At 75.8% G+C, this 17668-nt stretch carries 17 protein-coding genes; 9 read left to right on the plus strand and 8 right to left on the minus strand.

Annotation, left to right across the window (positions count from 1 at the left end; translation table 11 throughout):
• Positions 1–25: 25 nt before the first annotated feature.
• On the minus strand, positions 26–841 hold the full coding sequence (locus O7599_RS36095; RefSeq protein WP_281619820.1) for a VTT domain-containing protein: 816 nt from the start codon (positions 839–841) through the stop codon (positions 26–28).
• 421 nt (positions 842–1262) lie between these two features.
• Here O7599_RS36095 and tuf point away from each other — a divergent pair, with 421 nt between their 5' ends.
• Both tuf and O7599_RS36105 read left to right on the plus strand, forming a co-directional pair.
• Complete coding sequence (gene tuf, locus O7599_RS36100; RefSeq protein WP_281619821.1) at positions 1263–2432, plus strand: elongation factor Tu; 1170 nt, start codon at positions 1263–1265, stop codon at positions 2430–2432.
• Positions 2433–2511: 79 nt separating this feature from the next.
• Positions 2512–3375 carry a fused MFS/spermidine synthase gene (locus O7599_RS36105; protein WP_281619822.1) on the plus strand — a complete coding sequence of 288 codons (864 nt, stop codon included), beginning with the start codon at positions 2512–2514 and terminating at the stop codon, positions 3373–3375.
• On the opposite strand, the gene O7599_RS36110 is transcribed toward O7599_RS36105, so the two are convergent.
• Both O7599_RS36110 and O7599_RS36115 read right to left on the minus strand, forming a co-directional pair.
• Entirely contained in the window at positions 3306–4712 is a 1407-nt protein-coding gene (locus O7599_RS36110; RefSeq protein ID WP_281619823.1) for an MFS transporter, read from the minus strand. The two genes, O7599_RS36105 and O7599_RS36110, sit on opposite strands and share 70 nt — an antisense overlap.
• A gap of 49 nt (positions 4713–4761) precedes the next feature.
• Complete coding sequence (locus O7599_RS36115) at positions 4762–5709, minus strand: hypothetical protein (protein ID WP_281619824.1); 948 nt, start codon at positions 5707–5709, stop codon at positions 4762–4764.
• 63 nt (positions 5710–5772) lie between these two features.
• On the opposite strand from O7599_RS36115, the gene O7599_RS36120 reads away from it, so the two are divergent.
• Positions 5773–6225 (plus strand): DUF4442 domain-containing protein, encoded by a 453-nt coding sequence (locus O7599_RS36120; protein WP_281619825.1) that lies wholly within the window; start codon positions 5773–5775, stop codon positions 6223–6225.
• 104 nt (positions 6226–6329) lie between these two features.
• On the opposite strand, the gene O7599_RS36125 is transcribed toward O7599_RS36120, so the two are convergent.
• Positions 6330–6875: a gamma carbonic anhydrase family protein gene (locus O7599_RS36125; protein ID WP_281619826.1), complete on the minus strand. Its 546-nt coding sequence runs from the start codon at positions 6873–6875 to the stop codon at positions 6330–6332.
• Positions 6876–6994: 119 nt separating this feature from the next.
• Between O7599_RS36125 and O7599_RS36130 the strand changes: the two genes are divergently transcribed.
• A complete protein-coding gene (locus tag O7599_RS36130) occupies positions 6995–7699 on the plus strand; it encodes an acyltransferase (RefSeq protein ID WP_281619827.1) in 705 nt (234 codons plus the stop codon).
• Positions 7700–7854: 155 nt separating this feature from the next.
• Here the strand turns inward: O7599_RS36130 and O7599_RS36135 are convergent, their stop codons facing one another.
• Positions 7855–8718, minus strand: coding sequence for a DMT family transporter (locus O7599_RS36135; RefSeq protein WP_281619828.1), 864 nt, complete (start codon positions 8716–8718; stop codon positions 7855–7857).
• Between the two features lie 106 nt (positions 8719–8824).
• On the opposite strand from O7599_RS36135, the gene O7599_RS36140 reads away from it, so the two are divergent.
• Complete coding sequence (locus O7599_RS36140) at positions 8825–9397, plus strand: XRE family transcriptional regulator (RefSeq protein ID WP_281619829.1); 573 nt, start codon at positions 8825–8827, stop codon at positions 9395–9397.
• Between the two features lie 20 nt (positions 9398–9417).
• Positions 9418–9972: a YbaK/EbsC family protein gene (locus tag O7599_RS36145; RefSeq protein ID WP_281619830.1), complete on the plus strand. Its 555-nt coding sequence runs from the start codon at positions 9418–9420 to the stop codon at positions 9970–9972.
• A gap of 17 nt (positions 9973–9989) precedes the next feature.
• Here O7599_RS36145 and O7599_RS36150 read toward each other — a convergent pair whose 3' ends face one another.
• A complete protein-coding gene (locus tag O7599_RS36150; protein WP_281619831.1) occupies positions 9990–10397 on the minus strand; it encodes a CoA-binding protein in 408 nt (135 codons plus the stop codon).
• Between the two features lie 76 nt (positions 10398–10473).
• On the opposite strand from O7599_RS36150, the gene O7599_RS36155 reads away from it, so the two are divergent.
• Genes O7599_RS36155 through O7599_RS36165 form a run of 3 tightly spaced genes read left to right on the plus strand, consistent with a single transcriptional unit; the run spans position 10474 to position 15332 of the window.
• Positions 10474–11100 carry a YigZ family protein gene (locus O7599_RS36155; protein ID WP_281619832.1) on the plus strand — a complete coding sequence of 209 codons (627 nt, stop codon included), beginning with the start codon at positions 10474–10476 and terminating at the stop codon, positions 11098–11100.
• Between the two features lie 51 nt (positions 11101–11151).
• The gene (locus O7599_RS36160; RefSeq protein ID WP_281619833.1) at positions 11152–12321 is read left to right on the plus strand and encodes an exonuclease SbcCD subunit D; all 1170 of its coding nucleotides are present in this window, start codon (positions 11152–11154) and stop codon (positions 12319–12321) included.
• Positions 12318–15332 carry an SMC family ATPase gene (locus O7599_RS36165; RefSeq protein ID WP_281619834.1) on the plus strand — a complete coding sequence of 1005 codons (3015 nt, stop codon included), beginning with the start codon at positions 12318–12320 and terminating at the stop codon, positions 15330–15332. Before O7599_RS36160 ends, O7599_RS36165 begins: the two co-directional genes overlap by 4 nt.
• A 117-nt stretch (positions 15333–15449) precedes the next feature.
• On the opposite strand, the gene O7599_RS36170 is transcribed toward O7599_RS36165, so the two are convergent.
• Entirely contained in the window at positions 15450–17135 is a 1686-nt protein-coding gene (locus tag O7599_RS36170) for a DUF885 domain-containing protein (RefSeq protein ID WP_281619835.1), read from the minus strand.
• Between the two features lie 57 nt (positions 17136–17192).
• Entirely contained in the window at positions 17193–17663 is a 471-nt protein-coding gene (locus O7599_RS36175; RefSeq protein WP_101425947.1) for an Lrp/AsnC family transcriptional regulator, read from the minus strand.
• Positions 17664–17668: the final 5 nt, after the last annotated feature.

Below are 17668 nucleotides of genomic sequence, written 5' to 3' on the forward strand. Positions count from 1 at the left end.
GTTCGCTGACGGGTTGCAGGAGATGTTAAGGCCCCGGCCTGAGGCGCGTGGCCCCAGGGTCGGCTGCGGCCACAGCCCCCGGGCGGGTGGCGGGCTCGGCCGCGAGTACGTCGGAAGAGATCACTCCGCCCGGGAGGGCCGGTCCGCCGGAGCGCCGGCGGCGGCGCAGGGCGACCGCGGCGCCGCCCGCCATGCTGGCGACGATGAATCCGAGGGCGGCGAGGAAGACGGGGGAGAGGGGGTCGGAGGCCCGGCTGCCGGCGATCACGTACGCGGCGGTGTTCGGCACGCAGCCCACGGCGGTGGCCACCAGGAACGGCGTCCAGTTCATCCGGGAGACCGCGGCGGCGTAGTTCACGCCCGCGAACGGCACGCCGGGAAAGGTGCGCAGCACCAGCATCGAACGGAAGCTGTGCCGGCTGAGCTGCCGGTCCGCGGCGGTGAGCAGCCGCCCGCGCAGCAGCGGGCGCAGCGCGTCCTGGCCGAGCAGCCGGCCGATCCCGAACGCGACGCCCGCGCCCAGCACCGTGCCGGACACCGACCCGGCCAGACCCGCCTGGGCGCCGAAGAGCGTGCCGGAGGCGAGGTTGAGCAGCGGACGCGGTACGAGGGCCGCGGTGCACAGCCCGTACGCGACGGCGAAGACGAGTACCGCCGACAGGCCGGTGAACTGCGGCGGCAGGCCGTCGAGGAGCAGCCGGTGCGGCCGCCAGACGAGCACGGCGACCGCCGCGCCGGCGAGGAGCGCGAGGAGCAGACCGAGCCGGGAGCGCGGGGACAGCAGAGCCCGGCCGCAGCGCACGGCGCGGCCGACGACGGGCGCCTCGGCGGTTTCGGGCACGGTGGGAGCCTAACCGACGGGGCCGCGCCCGTACCCCGGCCTCCCCCTCAACTCCCGCCGCTGTGGTGGCGCTCACGTCCCACGAGCCCTGCGCCGCCCCCGCGGCCCCGGACGCCTCCCCGGCCCCGGGCCGGCGGCCCCGCACGCTCCTGTGACGCCTCCCCGGTCCGGGGGCTGAAAACCGTTCGACGTGCACGGGGCCCGTACCCGATCATGGTGGGCATGTTCCGGTACGCCTCCCTCGCGCACACGTCCGCCGCAGCGGACGCGCTGAAGGCTGTGCCGGCCGCACTCGCGGCAGCAACCGCAGCCGACGGCGCCCGAATCCGCCCCTTCCCGTGATCGCTCCAGCGGACCCCCGCGGGGGAGGGCCGGCGGGGTCCGGGGTCCGCGCAGCCACTGCGATCCGCGAGGAAGAACCATGCCCAAGCAGGCGTACGTGCGCACGAAGCCGCACGTCAACATCGGCACGATGGGGCACGTCGACCACGGCAAGACCACGCTGACGGCCGCGATCACCAAGGTGCTCAGCGACCGCGGCACCGGCACCTTCGTCCCGTTCGACCGCATCGACCGGGCGCCGGAGGAGGCCGCGCGCGGCATCACCATCAACATCGCGCACGTCGAGTACGAGACGGCGGCCCGCCACTACGCGCACGTCGACATGCCCGGCCACGCCGACTTCGTGAAGAACATGGTCACGGGCGCGGCCCAACTCGACGGCGCGATCCTGGTGATCTCCGCGGTCGAGGGCGTCATGCCGCAGACCGCGGAGCACGTGCTGCTCGCCCGGCAGGTGGGCGTACGGCACGTGGTCGTCGCGCTCAACAAGGCCGACGCCGGCGACCCGGAGCTGACCGACCTCGTCGAGCTGGAGGTCCGCGAGCTGCTGACCGCGCACGGGTACCCGGGCGAGGAGGTACCGGTGGTCCGCGTCTCCGGCCTGCGCGCGCTCGCGGGCGACCCGGCGTGGACCCGGGCGATCGTGGACCTGCTCGACGCGGTCGACGCGTACGTGCCCATGCCCGAGCGGCACGTGGACGCGCCGTTCCTGCTGCCCGTGGAGAACGTGCTCACCATCACCGGCCGCGGGACGGTCGTCACCGGCGCCGCCGAGCGCGGCACGGTGCGCGTGGGGGACCGGGTGCAGGTGCTCGGGGCGGAGGTCGAGACGGTCGTCACCGGGCTGGAGACATTCGGCAAGCCGATGGACGCCGCGCAGGCAGGCGACAACGTCGCGCTGCTGCTGCGCGGCGTCGCGCGCGACGCGGTGCGCCGCGGGCACGTCGTCGCCGAGCCGGGCAGCGTCGTGCCGCGGCGGCGGTTCACCGCCGAGGTGTACCTGCTGTCGGCGGCCGAGGGCGGTCGCCGTACGGCCGTCTCGACCGGCTACCGGCCGCAGTTCTACATCAGGACCGCGGACGTCGTCGGCGACGTCGACCTCGGCGCGACCGCCGTCGCCCGGCCCGGCGACACCGTCGCCATGACGGTGGAGCTGGGCCGCGAGGTGCCGCTCGAAGCGGGGCTCGGCTTCGCGATCCGCGAGGGCGGGCGCACCGTCGGCGCGGGCACCGTCACCGGGCTGGGCTGACCCCGGCCCGCCGCCGCCCGCCTTCCGTATCCGCGCATCCGGGTACGGAAGGCGGGCCTCCTCCGCCACAATGTCCGGTGTGGAGGAGCCCGTCCCCGTCGTCGCCGCCGTGGACGGCGGCACCGCGAGGCTGCTGCCGGACGTCGACCGCCCGCGCGCGTACCTGCTCACGGTCGAGGGCGCCCCGCAGTCGTACGTCGACCTCGACGACGCCACGCACCTGGAGTTCGAGTACGCGCGCCGGCTCGCGCACGTCGTGGACCTCGGCTTCCCGCCCGGACGACCGCTGGACGCCGTGCACCTCGGCGGCGGCGCGCTGACCCTGCCCCGGTACGTGGCGGCGACCCGGCCCGGCTCCCGGCAGGAGGTCGCCGAGGCCGACCGCGGGGTGATCGCCCTGGTCGCCGAGCACCTGCCGCTGCCGCCGGAGTGCGGCGTGGAGGTACGTGCCCTCGACGCCCGCACCGCGCTGGAGCGGCGCCCGGCGGCGAGCTGCGACCTGGTCATCGCCGACGTCTACGGCGGCGCCCGGGTGCCGGCGCACGTCGCGTCGCTGGAGTTCGCCGGCGCCGCCGCCCGCGCCCTGCGCCCGGACGGGCTGTACGTCGCGAACCTCGCCGACAGCGCGCCGTTCCGCTTCCTCGGCTCCCAACTGGCCACCGCCGCGGCCGTCTTCCCCGAGCTGTGCCTGATCGCGGAGCCCTCGGTGCTGCGCGGCCGGCGCTTCGGCAACATCCTGGTGGTGGCGGCGAAGCGCGACGCGGACGCCGGCCCGGCGCTGCCGCTCACCGAGCTGGCCCGGCGCACCGCCGGCGACCCGTTCCCCGCCCGCGTCGAGTACGGGCCCGCGCTGCGGCGGCTGATGGCCGGCGCTCAGCCGGTCACGGACGCCGACGCCGTGCCCTCGCCCGAGCCGCCCGACGACGCCTTCACGATCGGCTGACCCGCCGGCTGCTGCGCCGGCCGGCCCTCGTCCGCACCGGTGGACCCCGCCGCCGCGTGCTCCGTACGCCGCAACCGCCGTACGTCCGGCACGCACAGCACCGCCGCGGTCAGCAGGACGACCAGCGCCGCGCAGCCCCACAGCGCGGCCGACCGGCCCACCAGGTCCTGCATCGGCCCGGCGAGCGCCGTGGTCACGGGGATCAGCGCGATCGAGCCCAGCCAGTCGTACGACGACACGCGCGACAGCTTGTCCTCGGGGATCTCCTGGTGCAGCGCCATCATCCACGCCACCGCGAAGACCTCGACCGCCAGGCCGGACACGAACATCACCGCCGCCAGGCCCAGCGCCGGCAGCGGCACCGCCAGCCCCGCGGCGGGCAGCGCGAGCGGGAAGACGCACAGCACCCCGGCGAGCAGCATCCGCCGCGGCTTCCACCGCGTCATCACCAGCGCCCCCGCCAGCGTCCCCGCGGCGAACGCCCCCATCGCCAGACCCCAGGGCCCGGCGCCGCCGAGGTGTTCGCGGGCGACCAGCGGCCCGTACACCGCCTCGGCCGCGGCCACCACGGCGTTGACGACCGCGAACTGCAGCACGATCGACCAGAGCCAGGGCCGCCCCGTCACCTCCTGCCAGCCGACCTTCAGGTCCGTGAGGATGCTGCCGCCGGGCTGCCGCTCGGGGATGCCGCTGACGTCGAGGAACGCCCGCAGCGCCGCGGCGACGGCGAACGCGGCCGCGTCCACGGCCAGCACCCACCCCGGCCCCACCGCCGCGACCATCGCCCCGCCGAGCGCGGCCCCGCCGATGCCGGCGCCGTTGATGCCGACGCGGAAGAGCGCGAAGGCGCGGCCCGCCTGCTCGCCGGTGACCGACGAGAGCACCATGCCCTCGGCGGCGGGGGCGAAGAACGCGTGCCCCGTACCGCCGACCGCGGAGAGCACGACCATCTGCCACACGTGCGCCTCGCCGGTGATGACCAGCGCCGCGAAGAGGCCCTGCGAGGTGCAGTTGACGGCGTTCGCGACGACCATCACCCGGTGCCGCGGGATCCGGTCGGCGACCGCGCCGCCGACGAGCACGAAGACGATGAGCGCCGTCGTCCGCGCCGCCGCGACCAGGCCGACGTCGGTGGCGGAGCCGCCCGCTTCGAGCACCGCGAACGCCGAGGCGATCAGCGCGCCCGAGGCGCCGAGGCCGGTGATCACCGCGGCCAGGGACAGCAGCGTGTAGTTGCGCCCCGCCCAGCGGGGGCGGGGCGCGGGCCCGGAGGCGGCTGCGGGTTCCCGTACGGGAACCGGCGGGGGATCGGCGTCGGGCGCGGGGGGACGGGTCACCCGCGGACTATGCCGGGCTCACCGGCCCCCTGCCAAGTGGGTTCTGCGCTCAGCCCTCCAGCGGGCGCAGGCTGTCCATGATCTTGGCGATGGTGTCCTCCGGCACCTCGTCCTCCACGCCGGTGTCGCTGTACAGGACCCAGGTGGCGAACTCGCCGTTGACGTCGGTGTAGGTGAAGGCGACGATCTTGCCGTCGGCCGAGCACTTGGTCTCGCGCGGCACGCCGGTGACCGTCGCGGTGGCCATGTGCCCCTTCAGCCCGTGCTTGCTGGCGAACGGCACCGGCTCGGTCTGCTTGACGGTCGCCTTCTTGCTGGTGTTGAAGGCGGCGTTGGCCCAGGCGCCGGCCTCGTTCTCGACGGCTTCCTTGGTGTTCTTCGCGCCTATGCCGCCCTTGGTGCCGGCACCGGCGCGGCTGGCGTACTTGCAGATGCCGTCCTTGTAGAGCGCCGCCCCGGTCATCGACACCAGAGGGCCGGAGTCGTCCTCGAAGCCGATGGTCATGGTCGGGGACTGCACCTCCCACTCCGGGGGCACGTCGTAGACGTTGTGGCGCTTGGCGTTGTAGACGGCCTTCCAGCCGGAGACGACCGGTTCGATCTTCTGGTCGTCGGCGCGCCCGCGCGGGTTGTCGGGGTCGTCCTGCAGCAGGGGCTTCTTCGGCGCCGAAGGCGAGGACGAAGCCGAGGGCGAACCTCCGCCGCCTCCGGGACTCGCCTGGCCGCCGCCGTCGCCGTCGCCGTCGAGCAGCACCACGCCCGTCACGGCCGCCGCGGCGAGCACGGCGACCGCGCCGATGACGGCGACGGCGACGCGGGGGCTCGTCCCGCTCTTCGCGGGTACCGGCGCACCGGGCGGGGCCGACTGCCCCCACTGCCCCTGCTGCTGGAACTGCTGCTGTCCGTCGTAGCCCTGCGGGCCGTGCGGGGCGGGCTGTTGCTGGTACGGGTTCGGCTGCTGGTGCTGCTCGCCCCCGGGCTGCTGTCCTGGCCACATGCGGAACAACATAGCTGGCGAGAGGGAGTGGTCACACTTATTACCCGTTGGTAACGTGGTCACATGTCAGACACCATGCCGCCGCTGGGCGAGCTCCTTCAGGCATCGGTTCCCATGGTCCGCACGCTCGGCCTCGTCTACGACGAGATCACCCCGCAGGCCGCCACCGTCCGCCTCCCCGACCGGCCCGAGTACCGCAACCACGTCGGCGGCCCGCACGCCGGCGCCATGTTCACCCTCGCCGAGTCGGCGACCGGGGCCGTCGTGATCGCCGCGTTCGGCGACCAGATGGAGCGTGCCGTGCCGTTGCCGGTGCGCGCGGAGATCGACTTCCTGAAGGTCGCCAGGGGCGACGTCACCGCCAAGGCGCGGCTGGGCCGGCCCGTTGCCGAGGTCGTGGCCGAACTCGACGCCGGGCAGCGGCCGGAGTTCCCGGTCGAGGTCGACATCGTCCGCGGGGACGGCGCGGTCAGCGGGCGGATGACGGTGCTGTGGACGCTGCGCCCCAACGACTGAGCCGAGGGGAGGCTGCCGGGCGCGTCGGTACGGTACGCACCGGCGCCCCGGCTCGTGCCGGCGCCCCCGCTCGTGCCGGCGCCCCCGCTCCGGGGACCCGCGTCTCAGGAGCCGGTGTCGCCCGGGGGCTCGCGGTGCACCTGGATGAGGGCCACGTAACCCTCGCCGTTGAGGCGGATGTGTGCGCGCTCCTCGTCGGTCAGCGGGCGTTTGACCTTGGCCGGTACCCCGGCGACCAGGGAGCCCGGCGGCACCTCCATGCCCTGCGGCACCAGCGCCTGCGCGGCCACCAGCGAACCGGCCCCGATCACGGCCCCGTTGAGGACGGTGGCGCCCATGCCCACGAGCACGTCGTCGCCGACGGTGCAGCCGTGCACCACGGCGTTGTGGCCGACGGTCACGCGCTCGCCGATGACGACCGGGAAGCCGGGGTCGGCGTGGACCGTGCAGTTGTCCTGCACGTTGCTGCCCGCGCCCAGGGAGATCGACTCGCAGTCGCCGCGCAGCACCGCCTGGTACCAGACGCTGGCCTCCGCGCCCACCGTCACGTCCCCGAGCACCACCGCGGTCGGGGCCACGTACGCCTCCGGGTCCACCGCGGGTTCGCGCCCGCCCACCGCCGCGATCAGCGGCTCCGGCCGTCCTGACATGTCGTCCGCTCCCGGTGCTCGCGGCGGCCCTCGCCGCCCGCCGTCGTACGTCGTGGTGAGCCGCCGGCGCTCCGGCGCCGTCCGGGGCCGCGGCCGTGCTCGGTCAGAGCGTAGGCGAGATGCGGGAGGGGTACGGTGACCTGGTGCCGAACCAGCAGCGCAACTCCGTGACGAGCCGGCTGCTCTCGCGTGCCGTGCACCGCGGCTGGCGGTGGGTGCGCAGCACGGGCGCGGTGAGCGCCGCGCGCCCGGGCCCGTACCACTTCCGGCGGCTGGGCGCCGGCACGGTCCTCGCGTTCCCGCAGGGCACCATCTTCGGTGAGCGGCGGATCGAACTGGGCGCGCACTGCATCATCGGCGAGCAGGTGACGCTCACCGCCGGCCTCGCCCCCGGCGCCCCGCTCGGCCCGGACACGGTCGTGCGGCTCGGCGACGGCGTGGTGCTGGGCCGGGGCAGCCACGTGATCGCCGACCTGCCGGTCACCATCGGCGACGACGTCTTCTGCGGCCCCTACGTGTACGTCACCTCGACCAACCACAGCTACGACGACCCGCACGAGCCGGTCGGCAAGCAGTGGCCGCGCTCGGCGCCGGTGGAGATCGGCGCGGGCAGTTGGCTGGGCGCGGGCGCGCTGATCCTGCCGGGCGCCCGCCTGGGCCGCAACGTGGTCGTCGCCGCCGGCTCCGTGGTGCGCGGCGAGGTGCCCGACCACACGGTCGTCGCCGGCGCGCCGGCCCGGATCGTACGCCGCTGGAACCCCGAGTCCGGCTGGCACCCGCCGCTGCCCCGGGTCCCGCCCGGCACACTGGAGACGGCGACGTGACCGCGACCGCTTGGAGGGGCGCCACATGATCACGAACCGCACGCTGCGCATCGTCCTGGTCGTCGTGCTCAGCCTGCACGCCTTCGGGCTGCTGCTCTACACGATCCGCAACCACTTCTGAGCCGGACCCGGCTCGGACCCGATCGCGGATCGCCTCACCCCGACGCCAGCAGCACCGTCCCCGCCAGCGCAAGACCCGCGCCCGCCGCCTGCACCGCGCGCAGCTTCTCGCGCAGCACGCCCCGCGCGGCCAGCGCCGTGACCACCGGATACAGCGAGGACAGCACCGCCGCCAGGGTCACCGGGCCGTGCTGCGCGGCTATCGCGTACGTCCCGTTGGCGGCCACGTCCGCCAGGCCGACGAACACCAGCCCGGGCGCCGCCGCCGCTATCGTGTGCCAGCCGCCCTCCGGCAGCGCCGCGCCGCCCCGCCGGACCACCGCGTACAGCGCGGCGCCGCCCACCGCGACGTTCACCGCGCGCTGCACGAACAGCGCGAGGAACAGCCCCGTGACCGTCGTGGACGCCTCGGCGATGAAGGCGAAGACCGCGCCGAAGCCAGCCGCCGCGCCCAGCGTCAGCGCCAGCGTCCGCCGCTCCACGGGCGCGCCCCGCACCGGCCCGGACGCCAGCACCACGCCGGTCAGCGCGACGGCCCCGCCCGCGTACTGCACGGGGCCCGGCCGCTCCCCGTACGCCGCGAGGCCCACGCCGAACGGCACCAGCACAGCCAGCGAGGCGAGCGGCGAGACCACGCCCATCGGCCCGCGGGCCAGCGCGCTGTAGAAGCAGATCATCGCGACGGGCCCGGCGACGCCGGCGGCGACCGCGAACCACAGCAGGGGGCCGGCCTCGCCCCAGGCACCGGTGGCCACCACGACGGCGCCCAGCACCACCGTGGCGGCGATCTGCGAGAGCACGACCACGGCGAGCGCGGGCGTGCGCCGGCTCAGCACCCCGCCGCCGAAGTCGGCCAGCCCGTAGAGGATGCTGGTGGCCAGGGCGAATACTGCGGTCACGGCGAAGCCCCCCGAGTACACTGTGATGAACGCTGCGGTTCCTCGTAGTGTAGTTCACTGCACTGGACGGACGCATCAAAAATATTGGACGGAGTTGGACGGAGCCTTGGCGGATTTCGACCTCCTCACGAACGCGCTCGCCCGCAACCTCAAGCACTGGCGCAACGAGCGCGGCTTCACCCTGGACTCGCTGGCCGGCCGCTCCGGCGTCAGCCGCGGGATGATCATCCAGATCGAGCAGGCGCGGACGAACCCCAGCGTCGGCACGACGGTCAAGCTCGCCGACGCCCTCGGCATCAGCATCACGACGCTGCTGGACTACGAGCACGGCCCCGAGGTGCAGCTCGTGCCGCCGCACCGGGCCGTGCGGATGTGGACGACGAAGCGGGGCAGCGCCAGCCGGCTGCTCGTGGGCACGCAGAACCCCGGCCCGTTCGAGATGTGGTCCTGGCGGCTCATGCCCGGTGACGGCAGCAGCTCCGACCCCCACCCGGCGGGGACCACCGAGCTGCTGCACGTCACCGCGGGCGAGCTGACGCTCCTCGTCGCCGGCACGGCGCACGTGGTGCCGGCGGGGACGTCCGCCAGCTTCGAGGCGAGCGCCCCGCACGCGTACCGCAACGAGGGCGAGGAGCCGGTGGAGCTGGTGATGGCGGTCGCGGTACCGCCCGCGCGCTAAGGCGGGTTAGGGTCACGGACATGCGCGCACCCATCGGCAGCTTCGACGACGCCGCCCCCGCCACCGAACGCATGGATCTGCTCGCGGAGCCCGTCGCCGCGGCCCTGCGCGCCTGGCACGGCGCCGTCCCCGTGGCGGAGCTGCTGCACGTCGACTCCGAACCCGAGGTCGCCGACACCGCCGTCTTCTGCGAGACCTACGGGCAGGACCTGCTGGAGCGGTCCGCGAACTGCGTGGTGGTCGCTGGCAAGCGCGGCGGCGACGTCACCCTCGCCGCCTGCGTCGTGCTGTCCACCACCCGCGTCGACGTCAACGGCACCGTCCGCCGCCATCTCGGCGTGCGCAAGGCCTCGTTCGCGCCCGCCGGCACGGCCACCGCCGAGACCGCCATGGAGTACGGCGGCATCACCCCGCTCGGGCTCCCGGAGGGCTGGCCCGTCCTCGTCGACGCCCGGGTCGCGGACGCGCCGCACCTGGTCGTCGGGAGCGGCCGGCGGCGGGGCAAGCTCATCGTGCCCGGCAAGGCGCTGGCCGAACTGCCCGGCGCCGTCGTCCTCGACGGCCTCGGCGCCTGACGGGCCGCCGGCCCGGCTCAGGCGAGCAGGGGGATCTCGATGGCCGGGCAGCGGTTCATCACCATGTCGAGGCCGGCCGCGCGCACCCGTTCGTAGGCGTCCTCGTCGATCACGTCGAGCTGGAACCAGACCGCCTTCGCACCGACCGCGACCGCCTCGTCCGCCACCCCGCCCGCGAGGTCGCTGTTGACGAAGACGTCCACGACGTCGACCGGGAACGGGATGTCCGCGAGCGACGCGTACCCCTGCTCGCCGTGCACCGTCTCCGCCTTGGGGTGCACCGGCACGATGCGCTTGCCGAAGCGCTGGAGCACCGCCGCCACGCCGTAGGCGGGCCGTGAGGTGTTGTTCGACAGTCCGACCACCGCCCAGGTGCCGCCCGTCGAGGTCAGAATCCTGCGGATGGTCTCCCGCTCTGCGTCCATGGCCCGTACAACGCCGCCGGCCCGGCCCCGATTCCCCCGGGGCCACCGGCCACGGGAGCGCGGCTAGGGTGGCGGGATGCGCGAGGGGTACCTGACCGTGGCCCGGGAGGGCGTGCACGAGAGCGAGGTGAACCGCTCCCGGTTCGTCTGCACCCTCGCCCCCGCGGCCACCGAAGCCGAGGCGCAGGCCGTCCTCGCCCGGGTGCGCGCCGCGTACCCCGACGCCACACACCACTGCTTCGCGTACGTCATCGGCGCCGACGCCGGCGTCCAGAAGTCCGGCGACGACGGCGAGCCCGGCGGCACCGCGGGGGTGCCCATGCTGCACCTGCTGCTCCGCCGCGAGCTGCGCTACGTCGTCGCCGTCGTCGCCCGCTACTTCGGCGGCACCAAGCTCGGCGCGGGCGGGCTCATCCGCGCCTACGGCGGCGCGGTCGGCGCCGCCGTGGACGCGGTCGGCACCGTCACGCGGCTGCGGATGCGGCTGGTCACCGTCGGCGTCGACCACGCGCGCGCCGGCAGGGTGCTCGGCCACCTGCACGCCGCCGGGCGCGACGTACGCGGCGTGGCGTACGGCGCGCACGTCGAGATCGAGGTCGCCGTACCCGCCGGCGAACTCGGCGCCTTCCGCTCCTGGCTCGCCGACGCCACCGCCGGCAGCGCCCAACTGCGGCCCGGCGACGAGGTGTACGGCACCGGGTGAGACGGGCGTGACGGCACGGGTTGTCGTACCCCGCCGCTACAGTCGGGCCTCATGCGCTTCCTGCACACCTCGGACTGGCACCTGGGCCGGTCGTTCCACCGGGTGAGCCTGCTCGACGCCCAGGCCGCCTTCCTCGACCACCTCGTCGGAGTGGTCGCCGAGCGCGGGGTCGAGGCCGTGCTCGTCGCCGGGGACGTCTACGACCGCGCGGTGCCGCCGCTGGCCGCCGTGGAGCTGTTCGACCGGGCGCTGCACCGGCTCGGGGCGCTCGGCGTGCCGGTCGTCATGATCTCCGGGAACCACGACTCGGCGCGCCGCCTCGGCGTCGGCGCCGGGCTGCTGGACCGCGCGGGCGTCCATCTGCGCACCGACCCGGCGGGCGTCGGCGAGCCCGTCCTGCTGCGGGACGCCGCGGGGGACGTCGCCTGCTACGGGCTGCCCTATCTCGAACCGGCGCTGGTGCGCGAGGAGTTCGCCACCCCCCGCGGCGGCCACACCGCGGTGCTCACCGCCGCCATGGAGCGGGTACGCGCCGACCTCGCCGACCGCCCGGCCGGCACCCGCTCCGTCGTCCTCGCGCACGCCTTCGTCACCGGCGGCCAGCCCTCCGACAGCGAGCGGGACCTCACCGTCGGCGGCGTCGCCTCCGTGCCCGCCGCCGTCTTCTCCGGCGTCGACTACGTCGCGCTGGGCCACCTGCACGGCTGCCAGACCCTGGCCGAGCGCGTGCGCTACTCGGGCTCCCCCCTCGCCTACTCCTTCTCCGAAGCCGCCCACCGCAAGTCGACGTGGCTGGTGGACCTCGACGCCGACGGCGGCGTCACCGCCGAGCGCGTCGACGCGCCCGTGCCCCGGCCCCTCGCGCGGCTGCACGGCCGGCTGGCGGACCTCCTCGCCGACCCGGCCCTGACGCCCCACCAGGGCGCCTGGGTCGAGGCCACGCTCACCGACGCCGCCCGCCCGCACGAGCCGATGGCCCGCCTCGCGGAGCGCTTCCCGCACGTCGTCAGCCTCGTCTTCGCCCCCGAGCCCGCCGACGGCGCGGCCACCGGCGCGTCGTACGCCGACCGCCTCAGGGGCCGCGACGACCGCCAGATCGCCGAGGACTTCGTGGCCCACGTCAGACCCGGCGCGACGGCGACAGCGGACGAACGGGCCGTGCTGCACGCCGCGTTCGACGCCGTACGGGCCGCCGACGCGCGCGAGGAGACGGCCCGGTGAGGCTCCACCGGCTCACCGTCGCCGCCTTCGGCCCGTTCGCGGGCGCGCAGGAAGTCGACTTCGACGCCCTCTCCGGCGCCGGCATCTTCCTGCTCCAGGGCGCCACCGGCGCCGGCAAGACCTCCGTTCTCGACGCCGTCTGCTACGCGCTGTACGGCGGCGTGCCCGGCGTACGCCAGGGCGGCGCCCTGCGCAGCCACCACGCCGAGCAGCTCACCCCGACCGAGGTCGCGCTCGACTTCACCATCGCCGGCCGCCGGCTGGAGGTCACCCGCAGGCCCGCCCAGCCCCGCCCCAAGCGCAACGGCACCGGCGTCACCACCGAGCGGGCCACCAGCCTGCTGCGCGAGCGCGACCCGGCGGCCGGCGAGTGGCGCGGCCTCAGCCGCTCGCACCAGGAGATCGGCGAGGAGATCGGCCGCCTGCTGGGCATGACCCGCGAGCAGTTCTGCCAGGTCGTGCTGCTCCCGCAGGGCGACTTCGCGCGCTTCCTGCGCGCCGACGCCGAGGCCCGGGCCAAGCTGCTGGGCCGCCTCTTCGACACCGGCCGCTTCGCCGCCGTCGAGGACCACCTCGCCGAGCTGCGCCGCCGCTCCCAGGAGGCCGTCCGCGACGGCGACGAGCAGTTGCTGCACCTCGCCCACCGCATCCGGCAGGCCGGCGGCCAGGCCGCCGCCGGGGATCCGGACGGCTGGTCGCCCGACGCCGCCAAGCCGGGCGAGGCAGACCTCGCCGACGGCGTGCTCGCGTACGCCGCCGTCGCCCGCGCCACCGCGCGGGAGCTGGCGGACGCCGCGGACCTGCGGCTGCGCACCGCGGAAGCCGCCCACGCGGCGGCCGACGGCCACCTTCAGGACGTCCGCGAACTCGCCCGGCTGCAGCGGCTGTACGCCGACGCCCGGCAGCGGCAGCAGGCGCTGGCCGAGCGGCAGCGGGAGCGCGCGGCACTCGGCGAGAAGCTGCGCCGGGCGCGCGAAGCCGCCGCCGTGGCGCCCGCCCTGGAGCTGCGCGACCGGACCGCCGCCGCGGCCCGCCGCGCCGCCGCGGCCGAGGAAGCGGCCCGCGCCGCGCTGCCCGGCACCGTCGCCGGCGGCGGCCCCGAGCAGCTCGACGTGCACGAGGCCCGTGCGCGGCAGGAGCTGGGCGCCCTCGACGCGGCCCGCGCCGCCGAGGCCCGCGGCGCCGAGATCACCCGCGAACTCGCCGTGCTGGACGAGGAGTCCCGCGCCGACGAGGACGTGCTGCGCGACGCCGCGGGCTGGCTCGACGACTGGGACGCCCTGCGCGGCGACCTTCAGCGCCGCGTCGACGAGGCCCAGGGTGCGGCCACGCGCGCGGAACGACTCGCCGCGGAGCACGAGGGCACGCGCCGCCGCCTCGACGCCGCCGACCGCCGCGACGAGCTGGCCCGCCGGACGGACGAGGCCCGGCGGGCGCACCTCGACGCCGGCGAGAGCGCCGGCGCGGCGCACGAGACCTGGCTGCGGCTGAAGGAGCGGCGCCTCGACGGCATGGCGGCCGAGCTGGCCGCCCGGCTGGCGGACGGCGAGCCCTGCCCCGTCTGCGGCTCGGCCGCCCACCCCGCCCCCGCCACCGCCGACGGCGCACACGTCGGCGAGCGCGAGGAGAACGAGGCCCTGGCCGCCTACCGGGCGGCCGAGCGCGTACGCGAAGAGGCCGCCCTGCGGCTCGACTCGCTGCGTCAGGCCCGCGACGCCGCCGCCGAGGCCGCCGGCGAGGAGGGCAGGGACACGCTCGCCGCCGCCGTCGAGCGGGTGGCGGGGGAGCTGGGCCGCGCCCGGGAGCTGGCCGCCGGCGCGCTCGCCGTACGGGAGCAACTGGACCGTGCGCACGAGGAGCACGCCCGCCGCGTGCGCGGCCGGCAGCAGGCCGAGAGCCGCGCCGCCGCCCGCGCCTCCCGCGCCGACGCGCTCACCGCCGAGCGGGCGGCCCGCGACGCCGAGGTACGCGCCGCCCGCGGCGGTGCCGCCGGTGTCGAGGAGCGCGCGGCCCAACTGACGTCGCTGGCCGCCCGGCTGGCCGCCGCGTCGCGCGCCGCCCGCGAGGCCGCGGCAGCCGCCGAGCGCAGCAAGGACGCCGACTCGCGGGTCGCCGACGCCGCCTACCGCGCCCGCTTCGAGACCCCCGAGGAGGCCGCCGCTGCGCTGCTCGACCCGGCCGCGCTGGGGGACCTGGAGGCGAGGCTGGAGGCATGGCAGGCCGAGGAGGCGGCCGTCGCCGAGGCGTTGGCCGAGCCGCGCGCCGCCGCCGCAGCCGCGCGGCCCGCCGCCGCCGTCGACGAGGCCGAGGAGGCGTTCGCCGCGGCCGCCCGCGGGCTGCGTACGGCCGCGACCGCCCGCGACAGCGCGCGCGAGCGGTGCGACGCCCTCGCCGGCCTCTCCGCCGAGGCCGCCGACCGGGTGCGCCGGCTGGCGCCGCTGCGTACGGAGCACCACCGGGTCTCCCGGCTCGCCACGCTCGCGGCCGGCACGTCCGCGGAGAACGAGCGGAAGATGCGGCTGGAGTCGTACGTGCTGGCCGCCCGGCTCGAACAGGTCGCCGCCGCCGCGACGGCCCGGCTGGCACGGATGTCGTCCGGCCGCTTCACGCTGGTGCACTCCGACGAGCGCGCGAACGGCCGCGGGCGCCACGGCCTCGGGCTGCACGTCGTGGACGCCTGGACCGGCACCGAGCGGGACACCGCCACGCTCTCCGGCGGCGAGTCGTTCTTCGCCTCCCTCGCCCTGGCCCTCGGGCTGTCCGACGTCGTGGCCGAGGAGGCCGGGGGCGTCCGGCTCGACACGCTCTTCATCGACGAGGGCTTCGGCAGCCTGGACGACCAGACCCTGGACGAGGTGCTGGACGTCCTCGACGCGCTGCGCGAGCGGGACCGCACCGTGGGCATCGTCAGCCACGTGCCTGAGCTGCGCCGGCGGATCCCGGCGCAGTTGGAGGTCGTCAAGGGGCGCTCGGGATCGTACGTACGCCACCGCACGGCCGCCGACCGCTGACCGCCGCCACCCTCGGCACCTCACGCCGAGCGGACCCCGCCACCCGCGGACCGCGGCCCGTGAAGAAGCGCACGGCCGCGACCCCGCGGGGGCCGCGGCCGTCACCTCACGGCGGACTCACAGCGCCGACAGCTCGGCCTCCAGGTCGTCCAGCCCGAGGGAGCCCTGCGACAGCGCGGCCATGTGCCACGCCTTGGCGTCGAACTCGGCGCCGCGCGCCTTGCGCGCCGCGTCCCGGCCGCGCAGCCAGGCCCGTTCGCCGATCTTGTAGCCGATCGCCTGCCCCGGCATCGACAGATAGCGGGTCAGCTCGCTCTCCACGAAGTCCGCGGGCCGCCCGCTGTGCATCCCGAAGAACTCCTGCGCCAGCGCCGGCGTCCACCGCTCGCCCGGGTGGAAGGGGGAGTGGTCCGGGATCGGCAGCTCCAGGTGCATGCCGATGTCCACGATCACGCGCGCGGCACGCATCATCTGCGCGTCCAGATAGCCGAGCCGGCGCTCCGCGTCGGTGAGGAAGCCCAGCTCGTCCATGAGCCGCTCCGCGTACAGGGCCCAGCCCTCGCAGTTGGCGCTGACCCAGCCGAGCGTCGACTGGTAGCGGGAGAGCCGGTCCTTGACGTACACCCACTGCGCGAGCTGCAGATGGTGGCCGGGCACCCCCTCGTGGTACCAGGTGGAGACCAGGTCGTAGACCGGGAAGCGGGTCTCGCCCATCGTCGGCAGCCAGGTGCGCCCGGGGCGGGAGAAGTCCTCGGCGGGCGGCGTGTAGTACGGCGCGGCGGCGCCGCCGGGCGGGGCGATCCGCGACTCCACCCGGCGCACCGGCTCGGCCAGGTCGAAGTGCGTGCCGTCGAGCGCCTCGATGGCCTCGTCCATGATCCCCTGGAGCCAGTCCCGGACGGCGTCCACGCCCTCGATGTGGGTGCCGTGCTCGTCCAGGTGCTTCAGCGCCTCCCAGGGGGTGGCGGCGCCGGGCAGGATCTTCGCGGCCTCCGTCTGCATCTCGGCGAGCAGCCGGTGGTATTCGGACCAGCCGTACGCGTACGACTCGTCCAGGTCGAGGTCCGCGCCGTTGAAGAAGCGCGACCAGCGGGCGTAGCGCTCGCGCCCGACGACGTCGGGCGAGCCGGCCGCGGCGGGCGCGTACACGTCGCGCATCCAGTCGCGCAGCGCGCCCACGGCGGCGGTGGCCCCGCTCGCCGCCGTGTCCAGCTCCCCGCGCAGCGCCTCGGGTCCTGCGGCGGCCAGGTCGCCGAACCAGCCGCGGCCGTCGCCCGCCCACTCGGTGAGCTGGCCGACGAACGTCCCGGTCGCCCGCGGCCCGCCGAACAGCCCCCTGGCCACGCCCTCGGCCAGCGACCTGCGGTACCCGTCGACCGCCGCCGGGACCGCGCGCAGCCGGGCGGCGATGTCCGCCCAGTCGTCCTCGTCGCCGGTCGGCATCAGCGTGAAGCACTCGCGCATCAGGTGCACGGGGGAGTGGATGTTGCTGACCGCCCGCAGGCCCTCCTCGGCCTCGTGGACGGCGAGTTCGGCGCTCAGCCGCTCCCGCAGGAGCCGCCCGCAGCGCCGCTCCGCGTCGCTGTCCGCGCCGGGCTGCCGCTCGGCCTCGTCGAGGGCCGCAAGGGTGGCGCGGCCCAGCTCGGCGACGGCCTGCTGGCCGTCGGGGGAGAAGTCGGGGAGAGTCCGGGAGCTCTCCGGCACGCCGAGCATGGTGCCGCTGATGGGGTCGAGGTCGATGAGGTCGTCGACGTAGGCGTCCGCCACCTGCCGGGGCATTCGCTGGTTCGTGGAGTCGGGCATGCGGGCCATCCTCGTACACGGGGGCGGGCGGCGTCATCACCGAAACGGCGTCATGCCCTACGGAGGCAGCAGCGGTCCGCACTCCCAGTGCTGGAAGACCAGCCGCGTCTCCACCCGGGCCACCTCACGGCGTGAGGTGAACTCGTCCAGCACCAGCCGCTGCAGGTCCGCGGCGTCGCGTACGGCGACGTGCAGGAGGTAGTCGTCGGGGCCGGTGAGGTGGAACAGCGCGCGGGACTCGGGCAGCGAGCGGACCCGCTCGACGAACGGGCCGATCAGGTCGCGGCGGTGCGGGCGCACCTGCACCGACAGCAGGGCCTCCAGACCGCGGCCGAGCCGTGCCGGGTCGATCGCGAGCCGGTGGCCGGTGATCACGCCGGCGCGGCGCAGCCGGGCCACGCGGTCCAGGCAGGTGGAGGGTGCGACGCCCACGGCGGCGGCCAGATCGCGGTTGGTGGTCCGGGCGTCGTTCTGCAGCACCCGCAGAATCTCCAGGTCCACCGGATCGAGAGCAGGCGAATCGGGCATCGGCC

This window comes from Streptomyces sp. WMMC500 (assembly GCF_027497195.1).
In the GTDB taxonomy this organism is placed as follows: Bacteria; Actinomycetota; Actinomycetes; order Streptomycetales; family Streptomycetaceae; genus Streptomyces.

Excerpts from the sequence above, each read along its gene's own strand:
- tuf (WP_281619821.1), top strand. The coding sequence starts at position 1,263 with ATGCCCAAGCAGGCGTACGTGCGCACGAAGCCGCACGTCAACATCGGC.
- O7599_RS36175 (WP_101425947.1), bottom strand. The coding sequence starts at position 17,663 with ATGCCCGATTCGCCTGCTCTCGATCCGGTGGACCTGGAGATTCTGCGG.
- O7599_RS36115 (WP_281619824.1), bottom strand. The coding sequence starts at position 5,709 with ATGTGGCCAGGACAGCAGCCCGGGGGCGAGCAGCACCAGCAGCCGAAC.
- O7599_RS36150 (WP_281619831.1), bottom strand. The coding sequence starts at position 10,397 with ATGGACGCAGAGCGGGAGACCATCCGCAGGATTCTGACCTCGACGGGC.
- O7599_RS36130 (WP_281619827.1), top strand. The coding sequence starts at position 6,995 with ATGCGGGAGGGGTACGGTGACCTGGTGCCGAACCAGCAGCGCAACTCC.
- O7599_RS36170 (WP_281619835.1), bottom strand. The coding sequence starts at position 17,135 with ATGCCCGACTCCACGAACCAGCGAATGCCCCGGCAGGTGGCGGACGCC.
- O7599_RS36125 (WP_281619826.1), bottom strand. The coding sequence starts at position 6,875 with ATGTCAGGACGGCCGGAGCCGCTGATCGCGGCGGTGGGCGGGCGCGAA.
- O7599_RS36145 (WP_281619830.1), top strand. The coding sequence starts at position 9,418 with ATGCGCGCACCCATCGGCAGCTTCGACGACGCCGCCCCCGCCACCGAA.
- O7599_RS36155 (WP_281619832.1), top strand. The coding sequence starts at position 10,474 with ATGCGCGAGGGGTACCTGACCGTGGCCCGGGAGGGCGTGCACGAGAGC.
- O7599_RS36160 (WP_281619833.1), top strand. The coding sequence starts at position 11,152 with ATGCGCTTCCTGCACACCTCGGACTGGCACCTGGGCCGGTCGTTCCAC.
- O7599_RS36120 (WP_281619825.1), top strand. The coding sequence starts at position 5,773 with ATGTCAGACACCATGCCGCCGCTGGGCGAGCTCCTTCAGGCATCGGTT.